Source organism: Pediococcus pentosaceus (assembly GCF_001437285.1).
GTDB classification, from domain to species: Bacteria; Bacillota; Bacilli; order Lactobacillales; family Lactobacillaceae; genus Pediococcus; species Pediococcus pentosaceus.
In genome coordinates, this window is the sequence record NZ_JQBF01000002.1 from 15682 (window position 1) to 31538 (window position 15857).

17 protein-coding genes and 2 tRNA genes are annotated in these 15857 nt (G+C 35.3%); 14 read left to right on the top strand and 5 right to left on the bottom strand.

Going from position 1 to position 15857, the window contains the following annotated elements; genetic code table 11:
* Positions 1–107: 107 nt before the first annotated feature.
* Positions 108–560: a universal stress protein gene (locus IV86_RS01835; RefSeq protein WP_002833750.1), complete on the top strand. Its 453-nt coding sequence runs from the start codon at positions 108–110 to the stop codon at positions 558–560.
* A gap of 77 nt (positions 561–637) precedes the next feature.
* Here IV86_RS01835 and IV86_RS01840 read toward each other — a convergent pair whose 3' ends face one another.
* Positions 638–1297 carry a deoxynucleoside kinase gene (locus IV86_RS01840; RefSeq protein WP_002833751.1) on the bottom strand — a complete coding sequence of 220 codons (660 nt, stop codon included), beginning with the start codon at positions 1295–1297 and terminating at the stop codon, positions 638–640.
* A gap of 245 nt (positions 1298–1542) precedes the next feature.
* Here IV86_RS01840 and IV86_RS01845 point away from each other — a divergent pair, with 245 nt between their 5' ends.
* From IV86_RS01845 to IV86_RS01860, 3 genes are all read left to right on the top strand, one after another.
* Positions 1543–2364, top strand: coding sequence for a Cof-type HAD-IIB family hydrolase (locus tag IV86_RS01845; protein WP_002833752.1), 822 nt, complete (start codon positions 1543–1545; stop codon positions 2362–2364).
* Between the two features lie 201 nt (positions 2365–2565).
* Entirely contained in the window at positions 2566–2781 is a 216-nt protein-coding gene (locus IV86_RS01855; RefSeq protein WP_002833753.1) for a hypothetical protein, read from the top strand.
* On the top strand, positions 2782–3060 hold the full coding sequence (locus IV86_RS01860; protein WP_011673189.1) for a hypothetical protein: 279 nt from the start codon (positions 2782–2784) through the stop codon (positions 3058–3060).
* Between the two features lie 99 nt (positions 3061–3159).
* On the opposite strand, the gene IV86_RS01865 is transcribed toward IV86_RS01860, so the two are convergent.
* Positions 3160–3384 carry a hypothetical protein gene (locus IV86_RS01865; protein WP_002833755.1) on the bottom strand — a complete coding sequence of 75 codons (225 nt, stop codon included), beginning with the start codon at positions 3382–3384 and terminating at the stop codon, positions 3160–3162.
* 171 nt (positions 3385–3555) lie between these two features.
* Between IV86_RS01865 and IV86_RS01870 the strand changes: the two genes are divergently transcribed.
* Positions 3556–3639: transfer RNA gene (locus IV86_RS01870), tRNA-Leu, on the top strand.
* Positions 3640–3818: 179 nt separating this feature from the next.
* A complete protein-coding gene (locus tag IV86_RS01875; RefSeq protein WP_232625436.1) occupies positions 3819–4460 on the top strand; it encodes a carbonic anhydrase family protein in 642 nt (213 codons plus the stop codon).
* A gap of 79 nt (positions 4461–4539) precedes the next feature.
* On the opposite strand, the gene IV86_RS01880 is transcribed toward IV86_RS01875, so the two are convergent.
* Complete coding sequence (locus IV86_RS01880; protein WP_011673190.1) at positions 4540–5049, bottom strand: DUF308 domain-containing protein; 510 nt, start codon at positions 5047–5049, stop codon at positions 4540–4542.
* A gap of 336 nt (positions 5050–5385) precedes the next feature.
* Between IV86_RS01880 and asnB the strand changes: the two genes are divergently transcribed.
* The 7 genes from asnB to IV86_RS01915 all read left to right on the top strand — a co-directional run bounded on the left by asnB (position 5386) and on the right by IV86_RS01915 (position 13431).
* Entirely contained in the window at positions 5386–7266 is a 1881-nt protein-coding gene (gene asnB / locus IV86_RS01885) for an asparagine synthase (glutamine-hydrolyzing) (RefSeq protein ID WP_056979320.1), read from the top strand.
* Between the two features lie 15 nt (positions 7267–7281).
* On the top strand, positions 7282–8805 hold the full coding sequence (locus tag IV86_RS01890) for a UDP-N-acetylmuramoyl-L-alanyl-D-glutamate--2,6-diaminopimelate ligase (protein ID WP_002833760.1): 1524 nt from the start codon (positions 7282–7284) through the stop codon (positions 8803–8805).
* The gene (locus tag IV86_RS01895; RefSeq protein WP_002833761.1) at positions 8805–10061 is read left to right on the top strand and encodes a carboxylate--amine ligase; all 1257 of its coding nucleotides are present in this window, start codon (positions 8805–8807) and stop codon (positions 10059–10061) included. The genes IV86_RS01890 and IV86_RS01895 overlap by 1 nt, the downstream gene beginning before the upstream one ends.
* Positions 10062–10066: 5 nt before the next feature.
* Positions 10067–10774 (top strand): aspartate/glutamate racemase family protein, encoded by a 708-nt coding sequence (locus IV86_RS01900; protein WP_002833762.1) that lies wholly within the window; start codon positions 10067–10069, stop codon positions 10772–10774.
* A 69-nt stretch (positions 10775–10843) separates the two neighbouring features.
* On the top strand, positions 10844–11656 hold the full coding sequence (locus IV86_RS01905) for a DNA/RNA non-specific endonuclease (RefSeq protein ID WP_011673192.1): 813 nt from the start codon (positions 10844–10846) through the stop codon (positions 11654–11656).
* Positions 11657–11787: 131 nt separating this feature from the next.
* Positions 11788–13233 (top strand): amino acid permease, encoded by a 1446-nt coding sequence (locus IV86_RS01910; RefSeq protein ID WP_002833764.1) that lies wholly within the window; start codon positions 11788–11790, stop codon positions 13231–13233.
* 127 nt (positions 13234–13360) lie between these two features.
* A tRNA-Gly gene (locus IV86_RS01915) sits at positions 13361–13431 on the top strand.
* A 77-nt stretch (positions 13432–13508) separates the two neighbouring features.
* Here the strand turns inward: IV86_RS01915 and IV86_RS01920 are convergent.
* The gene (locus tag IV86_RS01920) at positions 13509–13793 is read right to left on the bottom strand and encodes a hypothetical protein (protein WP_002833765.1); all 285 of its coding nucleotides are present in this window, start codon (positions 13791–13793) and stop codon (positions 13509–13511) included.
* A 77-nt stretch (positions 13794–13870) separates the two neighbouring features.
* Positions 13871–14683 carry a Cof-type HAD-IIB family hydrolase gene (locus IV86_RS01925; RefSeq protein ID WP_002833766.1) on the bottom strand — a complete coding sequence of 271 codons (813 nt, stop codon included), beginning with the start codon at positions 14681–14683 and terminating at the stop codon, positions 13871–13873.
* Between the two features lie 208 nt (positions 14684–14891).
* On the opposite strand from IV86_RS01925, the gene IV86_RS01930 reads away from it, so the two are divergent.
* Positions 14892–15737 carry an aldo/keto reductase gene (locus IV86_RS01930; protein ID WP_002833767.1) on the top strand — a complete coding sequence of 282 codons (846 nt, stop codon included), beginning with the start codon at positions 14892–14894 and terminating at the stop codon, positions 15735–15737.
* Positions 15738–15857 lie beyond the last annotated feature (120 nt).

Below are 15857 nucleotides of genomic sequence, written 5' to 3' on the forward strand. Positions count from 1 at the left end.
CGCAAACCAGCATAAAACATGCAAAATAAAAATCGAAGAAAATGCATAAAACTCTATTATGTAAGCGCTAAATTGTTATAATAGAAGATGAAAGGTTGGTGTGTAATATGGATTATAAAAAAATTTTATTTGGCTATGATGGTTCACCAGAATCAATGGCAGCTTTTGATCGAGTAATTGAGGTTGCAAAGAGGAACGATGCAAAACTTATTATTGCTCATGTAGTAAAAAGGCAACACGCTAACACTGAGAGTGTTTCCCTTGGCTTTGGTGTTGTTTCAACAGATGATGACATTGAGGACATTCTTCGTTCTAGGGAAGAAAAACTTGAAGTTTTGAAACAAAAAGCTAACGAAAAAGGCGTTGAAGATGTGGAAATTGCCCTTAAAATTGGTAGTCCTAAATCAATGTTAAGCCGTGAATTGCCTAAAGAATACGATATCGATCTAATCGTTTTAGGTGCGACTGGATTAGGCAAGGTCGCTCAAGTATTTATCGGTTCAACAGCTAGTTATGTAGTCGAAAATTCACCTACAGACGTTATGATTGTTAAAAATTAAATGATAAACAAAATGACCTCAATTGTCGGCACTTTAGTTTTAAACTAGAGTGGAACGACAATTGAGGTCATTTTAAATTAGATTGCTTTATGCATAGGTTCTTCAACCCGAACTTCTTTAAGTTTAGCATTGATTTGTTTAAGGATGATTTTAACGTTTTCTTCGTTACTTAAATCGTACTTTTGTAAATCAATTTTCATTTTAGGACCAACATCATATTCTTCGTACCATGTCTTGTAAGCTGACCACATCTTATAGTAGTAAGATTCCAATTCAGGATTGTTATCGAATTGTTCATAGTCACGCCCACGTTTACGAATACGATAGAGGATGGTATCAAAATCTGTTTCAGCATAGACCATCAAATCTGGTGCTTTCTTAGGTAGATTTTGAAGCTCACTCATCATGTTATCAAGAAGGTTCATGTAAACTTCAAATTCAGTATCCGTAATGTTACCTTCTTTGTTGTTTTCACGTGTGAATAGAGCATCTTCGTAGATTGAACGGTCTAATACATTATTATCATCAGTCAAAGCCTTTTTGATCATTTGGAATCGTTTATTCAAAAAATAAATTTGAAGTAAGAATCCATAACTTTTTTGGTCAGAATAATAGAGTGGTAAAACGGGATTGTCTCCAACTGGTTCGTAGAACGCCTTTGTTCCATAATAGTCAGCAATTTTCCCTGTTAATGTAGTTTTACCGACGCCGATCATTCCTGCTGTAATTATCACCATAAAATGCTCCCTTTTCCATTTTTTTTTTGCCGAAATCTAGTATTAATAAATCCTAAATCTTTAAACAGCCACAACATATTGTATAAAGAATTGGAGCGCAAAACAAGCTTGAATTTTATTTAAAAAACTGCTTAGTATTTGAATACCCAAAAATGAAATGGTTTACTTAAAAAGTTAATTATTATTTGAAAAGCGCTACCAAATTCGATAGGCTAGAGATATGTTAGATTGTGAGGAAGAATTTTATGATAAAACTAATCGTTAGTGATTTAGATGAAACTTTAGTAGGACCAGATGGAAATGTTTCGGAAGAAAACATTGAAGCTATTAAAAAAGCAACTCAAAAAGGAGTTAAGTTTGTCCCTAATACCGGACGTGGATTTGAATCGGTACAACCTTTATTAGAAACTTTGGGGTTGAAAGGGAAAGCAAATGAATTTGTGATTTCATATAATGGTGGAGTAATCGTCGAAAATCAAAATTTTGATGTAATCCAAGCTAATGCATTTTCATTTGAGCAAGCCACTCAGATTTTTGATATAACCAAGCAGCATTTGGAGAATTCGACGCATATTTATACGTTAAATGATGTTTATGTATTTAATGAAGTTGAAGAAGATAATGAATATATTCGTAGTCGTGGGGTCCGTACCATTAGATTTGAGCATGATAATCTGGATACATTAAAAGATGAACCAATTTTTAAAATAATTACGATGAATCCTGATTTTAATAAGAGAAAACAGATTAAAGCAGAAGTACTAGATAAAGTTAATTTCGATGTGAATGCTACTTTTTCTTCAGACCGATATACTGAATTTAATTTAAAAGGTGTCGATAAGGGTCAAGCTAGTCTAGAACTTGGACGGCATTTAGGTATAAAAGCGGATGAAATAATGGCATTGGGCGATAATAACAATGATGTAGCAATGCTCAAGAGTGTGGGACTTCCTGTGGTAGTTTCCAATGCTAGTGCATCTGCTAAAGCAAATGCTAAATATATTGCTAAAGGAAATTATGAAACGGGTGTGGCTGAGGCAATTAATAAATTTGTATTAGGGGAATAGTAGCATGCAAAAAAAGACTTATTACCGAAGTTCGCTAATTTTACTGATCCTATCAACGATTATTATGATAATGACTTGGGTGTCATCGTTGAGTAAAACGAATAAATTTATTATTATAATAATTGTTGGGATAATTCTGACTTGGTATATTCAATATTTCTCAACTCGACTGACAGATGTTAAGAAAAATGGGAGAAAGCAATGAAGACATTGAAAATTGGGATTCCCTTGATTGTGGCGGTAATTTTGGTACTCGTGACGGAATTTACGCACATGAGCGGGGCACCATTGGTAATTATGTGGGTCATTGGATTTTTATTTTCAATGATTGTAACTGCGGTGATTGAAATTCGAACACGAATGCAAGAATTTGCTAAGCAACAAAAAGAGGAAGAAAAGCAGCAGGGGGAAAAATAAATGTTTATCACAACCGAAGGTATCAATGCCGGTTATACAATTAAGGACGTGGTTGAAGCAACCAGTAGCTTGATGTTAGCTTCCGAAGACATCGATAAGTACAATATGTTTGATCAACTATTTGATGAAGCAAAACAAAAGTTGAAAAAGAAAGCTGATTTGCTTGAAGGCGACGGAATTATCGGCTTAAAGTACAATACAGAAGTAGTAGAAGTCAATGGAGCACCCAAGTTTTTGGTAGTCCATGGTTATGGTACAGTAATCTTAATTGATAAATAGAAACGACTAAGAAACAGGATTGTAAATCCTGTTTCTTTTTTCGATACTTAATTGATTTTTCTGTAACATATTAAAGGACTTATTAGCCACAATAATCGCTTATTGGGTATGGCGTTTAACTTCGAGGGGAACGATATCACAAATTTTAACCCGCACGGTATAATTAACTTTATAAGCGGCATAACGGTCGCTAGGATCATAGTCTAGAATGTCTACAATTGCATCATTATCAATCACATCGCTAATTTTTCCAACGAAAGGTTTCGAGAGGTCGTTGGATTTATAACATTTAACGATCCGATTAGCTTGGAATGTGTTTACCACGTCATCTCAACTCCTTGTGTCTATTATATCTTATTTATTGATATTATATCTTATTTGTGGTCATTTCCAGTGCTAATAATACTGATAAAGAGTAAAAATATGCTCATTTTGCGACAAAGAAAAAATATTTGTTCACTTTTAATAAGGGGAGGTGTAAAATGTGTTTGTTAAGCCACAGTGGCGGAATTGGCAGACGCGCAGCGTTCAGGTCGCTGTATAGGCAACTATGTGCAAGTTCGAATCTTGTCTGTGGCATATAATTTTAACGTATATAAATTAAAGGAAACTAGAAATTAATTGAGAAATTTAACTTCTAGTTTTTTTGTGTTGGTGAAATGATTCACATCGTTGAAGATTTACCCTGAGCAAAAAACTGGCGTAAAATTAGATAAAAAGTATACTGATGCTGTAATTGATTTTTTTGAAAGGAATAGATGATGCGAAAACTAAAGTATACTCAACAAGATCAGTGGGAATCAGAGGCTCGAGAAACCCAATCACCAATTCTAATTGAAACGGCAAAGTTAAAAGCTAAGAAAAATCAGATTGTGGATGGGTTGAAAAATTATACTGCAACAGAATTACATAAAAATTATAATAGTTTATCGTTAACTGCTAATGGGAAAATGGAAGCAGATCAACGAAGCTTCCAGCTGGAGGAGGTTCATTTCCATCATCCAGCAGAACATTGCTTTAAGGGTGAGGCTACACCGCGAGTACTAGAGGCCCACTTCGTCCATTATGGTTGCCTCAGACAGCCTTTAGTGGTCAGTGTGACCTTTAAGTTGGGGGCTAAAAATGCTACTTTTGAAAAAATATTAACGGCTATGGATGATAATAAAGTGGAACAATTCATACTTTTAGATGATTTGATTCCAAAAAGGGGTTATTTTTATCGCTACATAGGTTCATTGACTACTCCTCCATTAACGGAGGGCGTAGAGTGGGTGGTATTTGAGCAAGCCCAAATGATTGATATTGATCAACTTAATCTCTATATGGCGACATTTAAGGAACAAAATAATCGAGAACTGCAAAAATTAAACCACCGAAAAATTGAAAAATATGAAATTTAAGCTAAAAAGCTGGTGTCAACGAAAGTAACAGAGACAATGACTAAACAATCATTGAGAATACTTTCGATGACACCAGCTTTTATATTGCATGGATAATTAAAGAAATTCCAAAAATCAAAAATAATAGAGCAATCATCATAGAAATGGAGATTGCAGTAATAAGGGGTGAGAATAGTAAAACAATTCCTAGGATAATACCTAAGATTGAGATAAATACATCTAAAACAAAATATTTGTGGCTAAAATTTCTAATATAATTAGCCAGCCAAAGGGTGGTGAAGGAATCACCTAAAAACATTAAAGCAATCAAGACTGAAACATAGACCATACCAAACGAATCATTGAATAACATTAGAAATCCGACGATGATGTCAAGTACGGCATTTAGGGTCAACCAAGTAGTTTTACCAAGAAAAGGTCGGATCCAAAATAATTTATAAAATCCCGTAGATAAGGACGCAATGGCGGCGATGATAATCACCATCCTAAAAGTTGATAAAGGGTTTTTGATTGAAAAAATAGCAATCACAATAAACAAAACACCTAAAATTAGAGCAAACGGATCAAACTTATTAATACGATTTTCCATCTAAATCACTACTTTCTTGAAGTTTTTATTCAGCCAAAAAAGGTTGGAAAGAGCTAAATTGTACATCGAATTTTAAAAGTAGTATCTTAAAGGCTAAAGTACTACTATCCGACACTAATCTAGTTAGCTTCATTTTAGAGAGATTGGTTGAATTGTTCAAACAATAAGAATTCGAAATCACGATTAATTGTTGATGCAACGTTTTATTTTCCAGTTAACATATTTAAGAATAATTAACGGTAGTAGTATTGGTTTCTAATTTTTGCTAAAATGTTATCTGTTACTGGAATTATAGAACGATATGTATATATTTGAAAAATAAAAGGGGATTACAAAATGTGCGGATTTGCTGGTTACATTAATCAAGCTAATGTAAATAAAGACACAATCAAGTCAATGGCCGATCGAATTAAACACCGAGGACCAGACGATGAAGCATTTTTCCAAGATGAAAATGCGTCAATGGGATTCCGTCGCCTATCAATTATTGATTTGGCACACGGACGTCAACCCATGATGAATAGTGCTGAAACTAAAGTATTAACTTTCAATGGTGAAATTTATAACTACAAACAAGTTCGTGAAGAACTAAAAGAATTAGGATATGAATTTAGAACGGATGTTGATTCAGAAGTCCTAATCCATGGTTATGACGCATGGGGACCAGAATTACTTAAAAAACTTCGTGGGATGTTTGCCTTTGTAATTTATGATAAAGAAAAACAAGAAGTATTTGGTGCTCGTGATCATTTTGGAATCAAGCCTCTTTACTACTACGATGATGATAAAACGTTCCTTTGGGGTTCAGAAATCAAATCATTCCTAGAACATCCAAACTTTGTGAAGGAATTCAATGAAGAACTATTACCAATCCACTTAAGTTTTGAATTTATTCCTTCTAAAGAAACGATGTTTAAGAATGTTTACAAGCTTCTTCCAGGAACTTACTTCATTCATAAAAATGGTAAAACAGAAACCCATACTTACTTTAAATTTAACTACGACCATATCGACGAATCACAAACTATCGAAGAAGATTCAAAGAAAATTCGAAAGATTGTTAGTGACTCTGTAGATGCACATATGATTGCAGATGTTGAAGTTGGTAGTTTCTTATCTAGTGGAATTGATTCAAGTTATGTTTTGGCAGAAGCTGCTAAACTTAAACCTATCCAATCTTTCTCACTTGGATTTAGAAATTCTAAGTATAGTGAATTAAGTTACTCAACTGAATTTGCTAAGGAAATCAATCAAAAGAATACACCACTCTACATGGATGGTGATGATTACTTTGATATTTTGCCAACCATCATGTACTACATGGATGAACCACTATCAAATCCATCAGCAATGCAATTATTCTATCTTTCCAAAGGTACTCGTAAGAATGTCAAAGTGGCTCTTTCAGGAGAAGGTGCCGATGAATTCTTTGGTGGATACAATACTTATCTAGAAGCTTTCACATTTGAACGTTACCAAAAGATGGTTCCTAGCTTTATTCGAAAAGGGTTGGCTAAGGCAGTTTCAGGTCTTCCTCGTTTCCATGGACGTCGTTTCTTGATGCGTGGGGCTCAGCCACTTAGTGAACGCTATTACCGCGTAAATTACGTATTTAATCAACAAGAACGTGATCAAATTTTACGTAATCCAGCTTTGAATGTTGATTCAGGAGCTTATACACAACATATCTTTGACGAAGTGAAGGGCAAAGATGAGATGACTCAAATGCAATACTTTGACATCAATACTTGGCTTCCATTTGATATCTTGCACAAAGCTGATCGAATGAGTATGGCTAACTCACTAGAAGTTCGGACACCGTTGGTTGACCGGGAAGTAGCCAAATTTGCTGCAACCATGCCAATTAAGACTCGAATTCATAAAGAAGAAACTAAGGTATCTCTTCGTCATGCTGCAGAAGCTGAATTACCAGAACGAGTAGCTAAGAAGGAAAAACTTGGTTTCCCATCTCCAATCGCCAACTGGATTAAAGAAGATAAGTATCGTAAACGAATTGAAGCAGCTTTCAATTCAGACATTGCTAAGAAATTCTTTAAGCCAGAAGCTTTAATGCATATTCTTGATGAACATGTTAACGGAAAATCAAGTATGCAAAAGATTTTCACAATTTACACATTTATTTTATGGTATGGAGTTTTCTTCCCAGAAGATACCAATACTAATACAATAGATTTAGTTAAGAGAACTCAAGTATAGGTGGAGATGAAATAGATGGACCTTGAAATTGCCACTGTTAAGGCAATCCTTACAGAACATGATTTATTAAAAGAAATCAAATCAACTAAAACAGTTGCAAATACTGGAATATCTTATGATTCTAGAACCGTAAAGCCAGGTTATATGTTCTTTTGCAAAGGAAATTTCAAACCAGAGTATTTATCAGTAGCCCGCCAAAATGGTGCTACCACTTATGTGTCTGAGAATGAATATCCAGAAGGAACCGGCATGACTGCGATTATTGTAACGAATGTTACAAGAGCCATGGCGGTTCTTTCGGCTACTTATTACAATTTTCCGCAAAATGACTTGTTTATTATCGGGATTACGGGAACGAAGGGTAAGACCAGTTCAGCTTACTTTGCACACTCAATTTTGAATCAAAAGTATCCAAACCAAGTGGCTCTATTTTCAACAATTGATCGAATTGTGGGACCCAAGCCTGAGGACCAATTTAAATCAGATTTAACCACACCAGAATCAATGAATTTATTCCATGATATGCGAGTCGCTGTGGATAATGGGATGAAATATCTGGTAATGGAAGTGTCTTCGCAAGCTTATTTAAGAGACCGGGTTTATGGATTAAAATTTGATTGTGGAATCTTTTTAAACATTACGCCGGATCACATTGGGCGCAATGAGCACAAAGATTTTGAAGATTACTTGCATTGCAAATTACAATTAATGGTTAACTCTAAACGTTGTATTATTGATGCAGATACAGATCGTTTTGATGATGTTTTTGGCGCTGCAAAAGCAACAACTGATCCGGAACAAATTTATTTGTTTAGTGCAGATGTTGAAAATGGTGGAGTAGATTTCTTAATTCAAGATGAAGAAGATGATCTTACTTCCAATCGATTCACTTTGGTTGAAAGCAGTTCAAAAGCAGAAGCATTCCACGTGGCAGGTGATTACGATTTAAATGTGGCGGGCGATTACAATCAAAGTAATGCAACGGCTGCCATTATTGCTGCTGCCCTTGCAGACGTTACTTATCAGGATGCAGTGTTACCACTAAAATCAATCGTGATTCCAGGTCGTATGGAACATCTAAATGTTCCAGGACATGGAGTGGTTTTTGTAGATTATGCACACAATTATGCTAGTTTGCACGCACTATTAAAATTCTTAAAGCATCAATATCACGATGGTAAGGTTATCGTGGTGGTTGGAAGTCCTGGTGATAAAGGGATTTCGAGAAGAGCTGGGTTCGGTCAAGCGTTGAGTGAACAAGCAGATATTGCTTATTTGACAACGGATGATCCAGCTTTTGAAGATCCAGAACAAATTATCCAGCAAATTATGGATAATATTAAACCTGGTACAGTTGAAGTTCGTCAGGTACTTGACCGACACGATGCAATCGAGCAAGCGATTATGAATAGTAGTGAGAAAGATGTGGTCGTGCTTGCCGGAAAAGGTGAAGATCCATACCAAAAAGTTGGAGGGGTAGATACTCCTTGGCCAACTGATATGGGAGTAGCAGAAGAAGTGAAGAGGGGATTAAGTTAATGGAAAGACCAACTAACAATTTTACGCCAATTCTATTAGGTAGTGATTTTAATGCTTATGGGATGGCTCGTTCATTTTACGAAATTACAGGAAGACGTGTTCAAGCGTATGCCGGGACCGTGCTAGCACCCACACGTTTTACTAAAATCGTGAATGTTGATATTATTCCTGGTTTTTCAGAAGACCCTGTTTTTATTGAATCAATGCGTAAAATTGCTAAAAAATACGAAAATTCTGACGAGAAGGTTGTTTTACTAGGGATGGGCGATGGCTATGCTGAATTGATTTCAAAGCATAAAGAAGAGTTGTCAAAAACTTTCATCTGTCCCTACATCGATTATGATTTATTGAAACAATTGAATAATAAAGAACGTTTTTATTCAATTTGTGATGAATATAATTTACCATATCCAGCAACCCATTTTATTACGAAGGCACAATATGAAAGTGGTGAGAAATTCATCTCACCTTTTGAATTTCCAGTTGCTTTGAAGCCAGCTGACAGTGTAGAATGGCTCGATATTCATTTTGAAGGTCGTAAAAAAGCTTTCAGAATTAAAACTCAAGCAGAACTTGATGAAGTCATTGGTAAAATCTATGACAATGGCTATACTTCTGATTTGATTTTACAAGATTTTATTCCAGGTGATGATAGCAACATGCGAGTTTTGAATGCTTATGTTGATCAAAATCATCAAGTAAAAATGATGTGTTTAGGTCATCCATTATTGGAGGATCCAGCTCCATCAGCAATTGGAAACTACGTAGCAATTATTCCTGAATTTAACCAAGAAATTTATGACACGGTTAAAAACTTTCTTGAAAGTATCAATTACGTTGGATATGCCAACTTTGATATGAAATATGACAGTCGGGATGGTAAGTTTAAATTATTTGAAATCAATATTCGTCAAGGCCGTAGTAGCTTCTTTGTTACATTAAATGGATACAACCTAGCTCGTTGGGTGGTTGAAGACCGAGTTAACAATGCGTTGGCTGATCGTGAAACTGTATACGCTAATGATGTTCCAGGCAACTGGAAGTTATGGTTGGGCGTTCCAGTTAAGGTCTTCAAAAAGTATGTTAAAAATAATGATGATAAGCAAAAGGCGCTTGAACTAATTAACAATGATCAATATGGATTTACCGCTATCTACGATGAGGATATGAACTTTAAGCGTAGCTTATTAATGTGGTGGATGAACCATAATTATGTTAAGAACTTTAGGAAGTATTTTAAGGAAAATAAGGGGTAAGACCTGTGAAAAAATTCTTTACGATTATTGGTGGAATGGGGACTCCAGCAACTGAAAGTTACATTAGGTTATTAAATGCTAGAACTCCTACCCATCGCGATCAAGATTATTTAAATTACATTTTAGTAAACCATGCTACAGTTCCGGATCGTTCAACCTATTTAATGGACCATTCGCAACCAAACCCTTACCCAGATTTATTAGAGGACATTCAAGAACAAAGCAAGCTGAATCCAGCCTTTTTTGTAATTGCCTGTAATACTGCACACTTTTTCTATGATGATTTGCAAAAAGCAACGGATGTGCCCATTGTGCATATGCCCCGCGAAACTGTAAAACATATCAAAGAGCAGTATCCAAATGCTAAAAAAATCGGGATTATTGGGACACCTGGAACGACTAGTGATGGAATTTATGACCGTGAATTGTTAGCTGAAGGTTTTGAAGTTGTTAAACCAACTAAAGCAATTCAGGATTTAACTAGCAAGTTAATTTTTGATGATATCAAAGAACAAAATCTAGTCGATGCTGAGCTTTTCTATCATATTCTAAAAATGATGGTAGAAGAACAAGGAGCCGATGTGGTAATTTTAGGTTGTACTGAATTATCGTATGCTCAGGAAATGGCTCATGATCACAGTTTTCCGGTTGCAGATTCACAATCGGTATTAGTAGATAAATCGATCGAAATGGCTTTGAAACTAAGAAAGTAAAAATAAAAGTTGGGATTAAACTAAACCAGTTTGTCCCAACTTTTTACTATGATTAACTTGGAGGAAGAGATGAGTAAACGAAGAAGAAAAAATAAGCAGTCTACTAGTATTTGGCTTGTTTTAGTAATTGCCATTTTAGGAACTTTTTTCAAAGGAAATGATATTCATCAGTTTGTTTCTAATCTGACTAGTCAGGGGATCCCACAAACGACTAAATCGGTTAAAAGTGTCGAGGATACTCAATTATCTCAACAAACTTTTAAATCCGGTGGAACAGCTTATATTTACGTTAACAATAATAAAAGTACCCTTAATCCCGCAGATTGGAAGAAAAACCAAATTATTTACGGTAATTTAGATCGTTTGAATCGGACGACACAAGCAACGGGATATCTAAGTCGTGTAAACTTAGTTAAGTCGAATACCAGAACCAGTCAGACTTGGAATCCAACTGGTTGGCATCAAAAACGTTTAACCATTAACGGTAAAACAACTGAAATTCAGAACCGAGGCCATTTACTAGCATATTCAATTACTGGTAAATTTGATCAAAATGGGAATTTCAATGCTCATGAATTAGGATCATTAGATAATCCCAAAAATCTAGCTACTCAAACAGCATACAGTAATCAGCAGACTATGCAAATTTTTGAGGAACGGGTACGGGATGCATTAGCTAAGAATAAAAAGGTTATTTACCGCGTTTCGACTGTTTTTAAAGGAAATGGATTAATGCCAACTGGCTACCATGCGGAAGCTATTGCAACAGATGGATCGTTAAATTTTAACGTTTTTGTTTGGAATGTACAACCAGGGGTTCAATTTGATTATGCAACCGGACGATCACGAGTGGATCGTAGTATGACAGTAAGAGCAAATTAAAGATTAAACGATTAATCGATATGATTAATCGTTTTTTTATTACGTTAAACTTTTTAAATTGGAGTGGAAGATATATACTAAAAACATAAATCTATATGATATCGCTTACTTTACGTTAGGGGGAGACGTTAATGGAAAATTCGAAAGATAATCGAAGCTTTAGATGGTTTAATATCGCACTGATTTCATTTACAGCAGTTTGGGGTCTTAACAACGTTGTAAATAATTTTGCTAATCAAGGTTTAGTTGTTATTGTTTCATGGATATTAATAATGCTATTATATTTTATTCCGTATACCTTGATGGTAGGTCAACTAGGTTCTACCTTTAGAGAAGCTGAGGGTGGTGTATCGTCATGGATGAAGGAACTTTCCAATAGCCGTCTGGCTTATTTTGCGGCTTGGACATACTGGGTGGTCCATGTACCATACTTAGCCCAAAAGCCACAAACTATTTTGATTGGTTTTAGCTGGATGTTCAAAAACAACGGTAGTTTCGTTAATCAAACTCCATCTTATGTTGTTCAAGGATTAAGTTTGATAATCTTTTTAGCATTTGTTTGGATGGCTTCCAAAGGAGTGACAACTCTGAACCGAATTGGGAGTATTGCTGGAATTGCGATGTTTATCATGTCAATTTTATTCATTATTTTAGGAATTTCAGCGCCATTTATCACGCATTCAGCTATTGCCACAGCTCACATGGATCAATTTAGTACATATATGCCAAAATTTAATTTTAATTACTTTACAACGATTTCAATGCTAGTTTTTGCGGTTGGTGGTGCAGAAAAAATTTCACCATACGTTAACAAAACCAGAAATCCAGCTAAAGAATTTCCGTTGGGAATGATTTTGTTGGCAATCATGGTGGCTATATCAGCAATTTTAGGTTCTTTTGCGATGGGAATGATTTTTGATGCACAACATATTCCTAATGACTTGATGGCCAATGGTTCTTATACGGCTTTCCAAATTTTGGGTAATCAATTCCACGTTGGTAATACATTAACTTGGATTTACGCCTTTGCTAATATCTTGGCTAATTCGGCAGCTTTAGCGATTTCGATCGATGCACCACTACGAATTTTGTTAAATGATGCGGATAGTAATTATGTGCCAGCATTTCTTACTAGAAAAAATGCTAAAGGAATTGCTTATAATGGTTACAAATTAACTGCAATTTTAGTTTCAATTATTATTATTGTGCCAGCCTTAGGAATTGGCGGAATGAATGATTTGTATAATTGGTTAATGAATTTAAACTCAATTGTTATGCCAATGCGGTACCTTTGGGTATTTGTGGCCTACATGTTATTGATGAAACAAATTAATAATTATAAATCTGATTACGTATTTGTTAAAAATACTAAGATTGGTTTTGGCTTTGGACTATGGTGCTTTATTTTCACAGCTTTTGCATGTATTTTAGGAGTTATTCCAAAGGCTGATTTTGCAGCTAATCCAACTAGCTGGTGGTTCCAATTAGCGCTTAATATTATCACACCATTTGCATTAATTATTTTAGGATTGATTTTACCGGTTATTGCACGGCGAAATCAGAATAAGTTAGATTAGGACTGAAATTTTTAATTTTATATTAGAGAATGAGAAAGGGAAATCCAACTCGTGGCGGAGTTGGGTTTCTCTTTTTTTATGATTCAACTTTACAATTCAATTTTTTTGAACTAAAATTAACTCATATGCGAATGTAGTTTAGTGGTAAAATTCAAGCTTCCCAAGCTTGTGTCGCGGGTTCGATTCCCGTCATTCGCTTCACTGAAAAACAAAATAGATTTATTTAAACAAGAAACCCTACTATCAACTAAAGATAGCAGGGTTTTTATTATAAGTTATTTTTTAAGGTTGAAAGTAACTGTATCCTCATCTTCTAAAATAGCAGAATATCGGTAATACAGTTTCTTTTGAACGTAAGCTGCTTTCCATTTTTGAGATAGAAAGGACATCAAGAAAAGGGATGCAGTACTGATGATGCCCGCTAATCCAGCAAACCCAACGTCAACCCAAGGCGCATTCGCGTCGTTAGATTTATTTTTGGAGAGTAGGGCTTTTGAGACAATAATTTTAGGAGTCTTTGCGTTAATCCTTTTTTTTAAATCACCAGTACTTGTAATCATAGCGATCAATCCTTTCTAGTTAAATATAATTGCTCGCCTGCATTATAACACTATCGAAAAAATAAACCGTGTTAATTTTATTTAAAAATTAATTTTTCGAGGGCGTTTTTAATGCCATCAGCGTCATTAGAACTGGTAATCATATCAGCATGAGATTTGGCTAAATCGGAACCATTCTCCATGGCAACGGCCGTACCAACAAAATCAAACATCGGGATATCGTTTTGCTCATCACCAAATGCAATGATTTCTTCAGGGTGAATACCTAATTTTTCGGAGAGAGTTTTGAGAGCCGCCCCTTTATTTACATTTTTATGCATAACTTCAAGAAAATTATCGGCTGCTCGAACCACATAACATTGATCATCAAAGGCAGCATGAACAGCTTCTTCTACTTGATTTAACTCTGCTGTTTCACCAACAAAAATGCCCTTAGTAATGGTAAAATCAGCAGGAAGTTGATCAGGAGTTTTAATTAATAAGCCAGCTTTATTTTCCCAAGCCTGGACAACCGTAAAACGATTGACTTCAAGGTTACTGGTGTAGATATTGCTGTCACGATCCAGTACGTTATAAGCAACGTGATATTTTCGAGAAAATTCATCCATTGCTCGATAAACTGAGTTGGAAAGTTCATGACTTGCAATTACTTCACCAGTCACAGATTCGATTACAGAACCGTTATAAGTGATGACGTATTGGTCGTCTGCGGTAATACCCAATTCATTTAAGAAAGGCTTTACACCAGCGAGGGGACGCCCTGAACAGAGCACGACTTTAAGGTGGTTTTGAAGACACTTAGCAATGATATCTTTGGTGGATGGTAATAGTACGATATTTGAATTTAACAGGGTATCATCTACATCAATAGCAATTAATTTGGGAGTCATAAGTAGTCCTACTTTCTAAGTTTTATCTATGTATAAGTATAGAGATATAAAGTTGATAGTGGCGTTTTTTATGTTAGGAACATTTTCCAAAAATAAGATTCGGATTTGACGAAAAGAAAATAAATTTTTTATATACAAATGAAATTTTCAAAATTTTTTTCAAAAAACCAGTTATAATAGAGGATAGTAAACATTTCGGAGGACTAAAATGACTAAGCAAACATTTGAATTTGATAGCGAACTAGAAGTAAATCGTTTAGGTTTTGGAGCGATGCAATTACCTGGTACAGGAGTTTGGGGACCAAGTACGGATGAAGAAAATGCAGTCGCGGTGGCAAAAGCAGTTTTAAATAGCGATGTCAATTTTATTGATACAGCAGACTCATACGGGCCTTTTTACGCTAATTTATATATAAAAGCGGCTCTAAAGGATTATCAAGGACCGCATAAGCTAATTGCTAGTAAAGTTGGTTTCACGCGTCCAGGCCCTAATCAATGGTCTGTAGTGGGTGATCCAGATTATTTAAGACAACAAGTAGAGTTAAATTTACGTACACTTGGGCTTGATAGTATCGACTTAATGCAGTTGCATCGAGTTGATCCTCGTTTTCCAATTGAAGAACAAGTTGGTGTTTTAGCAGATATGCAAAAAGAAGGTAAAATTCGTCATATCGGCTTAAGTCAAGTAACCGTAGAACAAATCAAACGGGCTCAAGCTGTTGCTAAAATTGCATCCGTCCAAAATCGCTACAATTTAATTGAGCGTGATGATGAAGATGTTCTTCAATATGCAGAAGAAAACCACATGGCATTTATTCCTTGGTTCCCACTGGCGACTGGTAGATTAGCTCAAGAAGAACATGGGATTTTATCTCAAATTGCCAATAATCATCTTGCTACGCCAAGCCAAATTGCATTAGCGTGGCTGTTGCAAAAATCAGATGTGATTTTGCCAATTCCAGGAACATCTAACATTCAACATTTTGAAAGTAATATCCAAGCAGCTTACATTACACTTTCAGATGCTGAATTTAATGCACTAGAACAATTATAATTAAGTAGTGGAACTTCATAGAAGAGTCTGATATAATGAATCGGTAATTAGTAGGGTAGTAGTAGGCTTTAATCTTATCTAAGCGAGTCTGAGTTGGTGTGAGTCAGATATAAGGTAAAG

What these genes read in the sequence shown, in the direction of transcription:
- IV86_RS01920 (WP_002833765.1), bottom strand. Translation starts at nt 13,793, where the DNA reads ATGATTACAAGTACTGGTGATTTAAAAAAAAGGATTAACGCAAAGACT.
- IV86_RS01905 (WP_011673192.1), top strand. Translation starts at nt 10,844, where the DNA reads ATGAGTAAACGAAGAAGAAAAAATAAGCAGTCTACTAGTATTTGGCTT.
- IV86_RS01930 (WP_002833767.1), top strand. Translation starts at nt 14,892, where the DNA reads ATGACTAAGCAAACATTTGAATTTGATAGCGAACTAGAAGTAAATCGT.
- IV86_RS01895 (WP_002833761.1), top strand. Translation starts at nt 8,805, where the DNA reads ATGGAAAGACCAACTAACAATTTTACGCCAATTCTATTAGGTAGTGAT.
- IV86_RS01910 (WP_002833764.1), top strand. Translation starts at nt 11,788, where the DNA reads ATGGAAAATTCGAAAGATAATCGAAGCTTTAGATGGTTTAATATCGCA.
- IV86_RS01925 (WP_002833766.1), bottom strand. Translation starts at nt 14,683, where the DNA reads ATGACTCCCAAATTAATTGCTATTGATGTAGATGATACCCTGTTAAAT.
- IV86_RS01855 (WP_002833753.1), top strand. Translation starts at nt 2,566, where the DNA reads ATGAAGACATTGAAAATTGGGATTCCCTTGATTGTGGCGGTAATTTTG.
- IV86_RS01840 (WP_002833751.1), bottom strand. Translation starts at nt 1,297, where the DNA reads ATGGTGATAATTACAGCAGGAATGATCGGCGTCGGTAAAACTACATTA.
- IV86_RS01835 (WP_002833750.1), top strand. Translation starts at nt 108, where the DNA reads ATGGATTATAAAAAAATTTTATTTGGCTATGATGGTTCACCAGAATCA.
- IV86_RS01860 (WP_011673189.1), top strand. Translation starts at nt 2,782, where the DNA reads ATGTTTATCACAACCGAAGGTATCAATGCCGGTTATACAATTAAGGAC.
- IV86_RS01845 (WP_002833752.1), top strand. Translation starts at nt 1,543, where the DNA reads ATGATAAAACTAATCGTTAGTGATTTAGATGAAACTTTAGTAGGACCA.
- asnB (WP_056979320.1), top strand. Translation starts at nt 5,386, where the DNA reads ATGTGCGGATTTGCTGGTTACATTAATCAAGCTAATGTAAATAAAGAC.
- IV86_RS01890 (WP_002833760.1), top strand. Translation starts at nt 7,282, where the DNA reads ATGGACCTTGAAATTGCCACTGTTAAGGCAATCCTTACAGAACATGAT.
- IV86_RS01880 (WP_011673190.1), bottom strand. Translation starts at nt 5,049, where the DNA reads ATGGAAAATCGTATTAATAAGTTTGATCCGTTTGCTCTAATTTTAGGT.
- IV86_RS01875 (WP_232625436.1), top strand. Translation starts at nt 3,819, where the DNA reads ATGATGCGAAAACTAAAGTATACTCAACAAGATCAGTGGGAATCAGAG.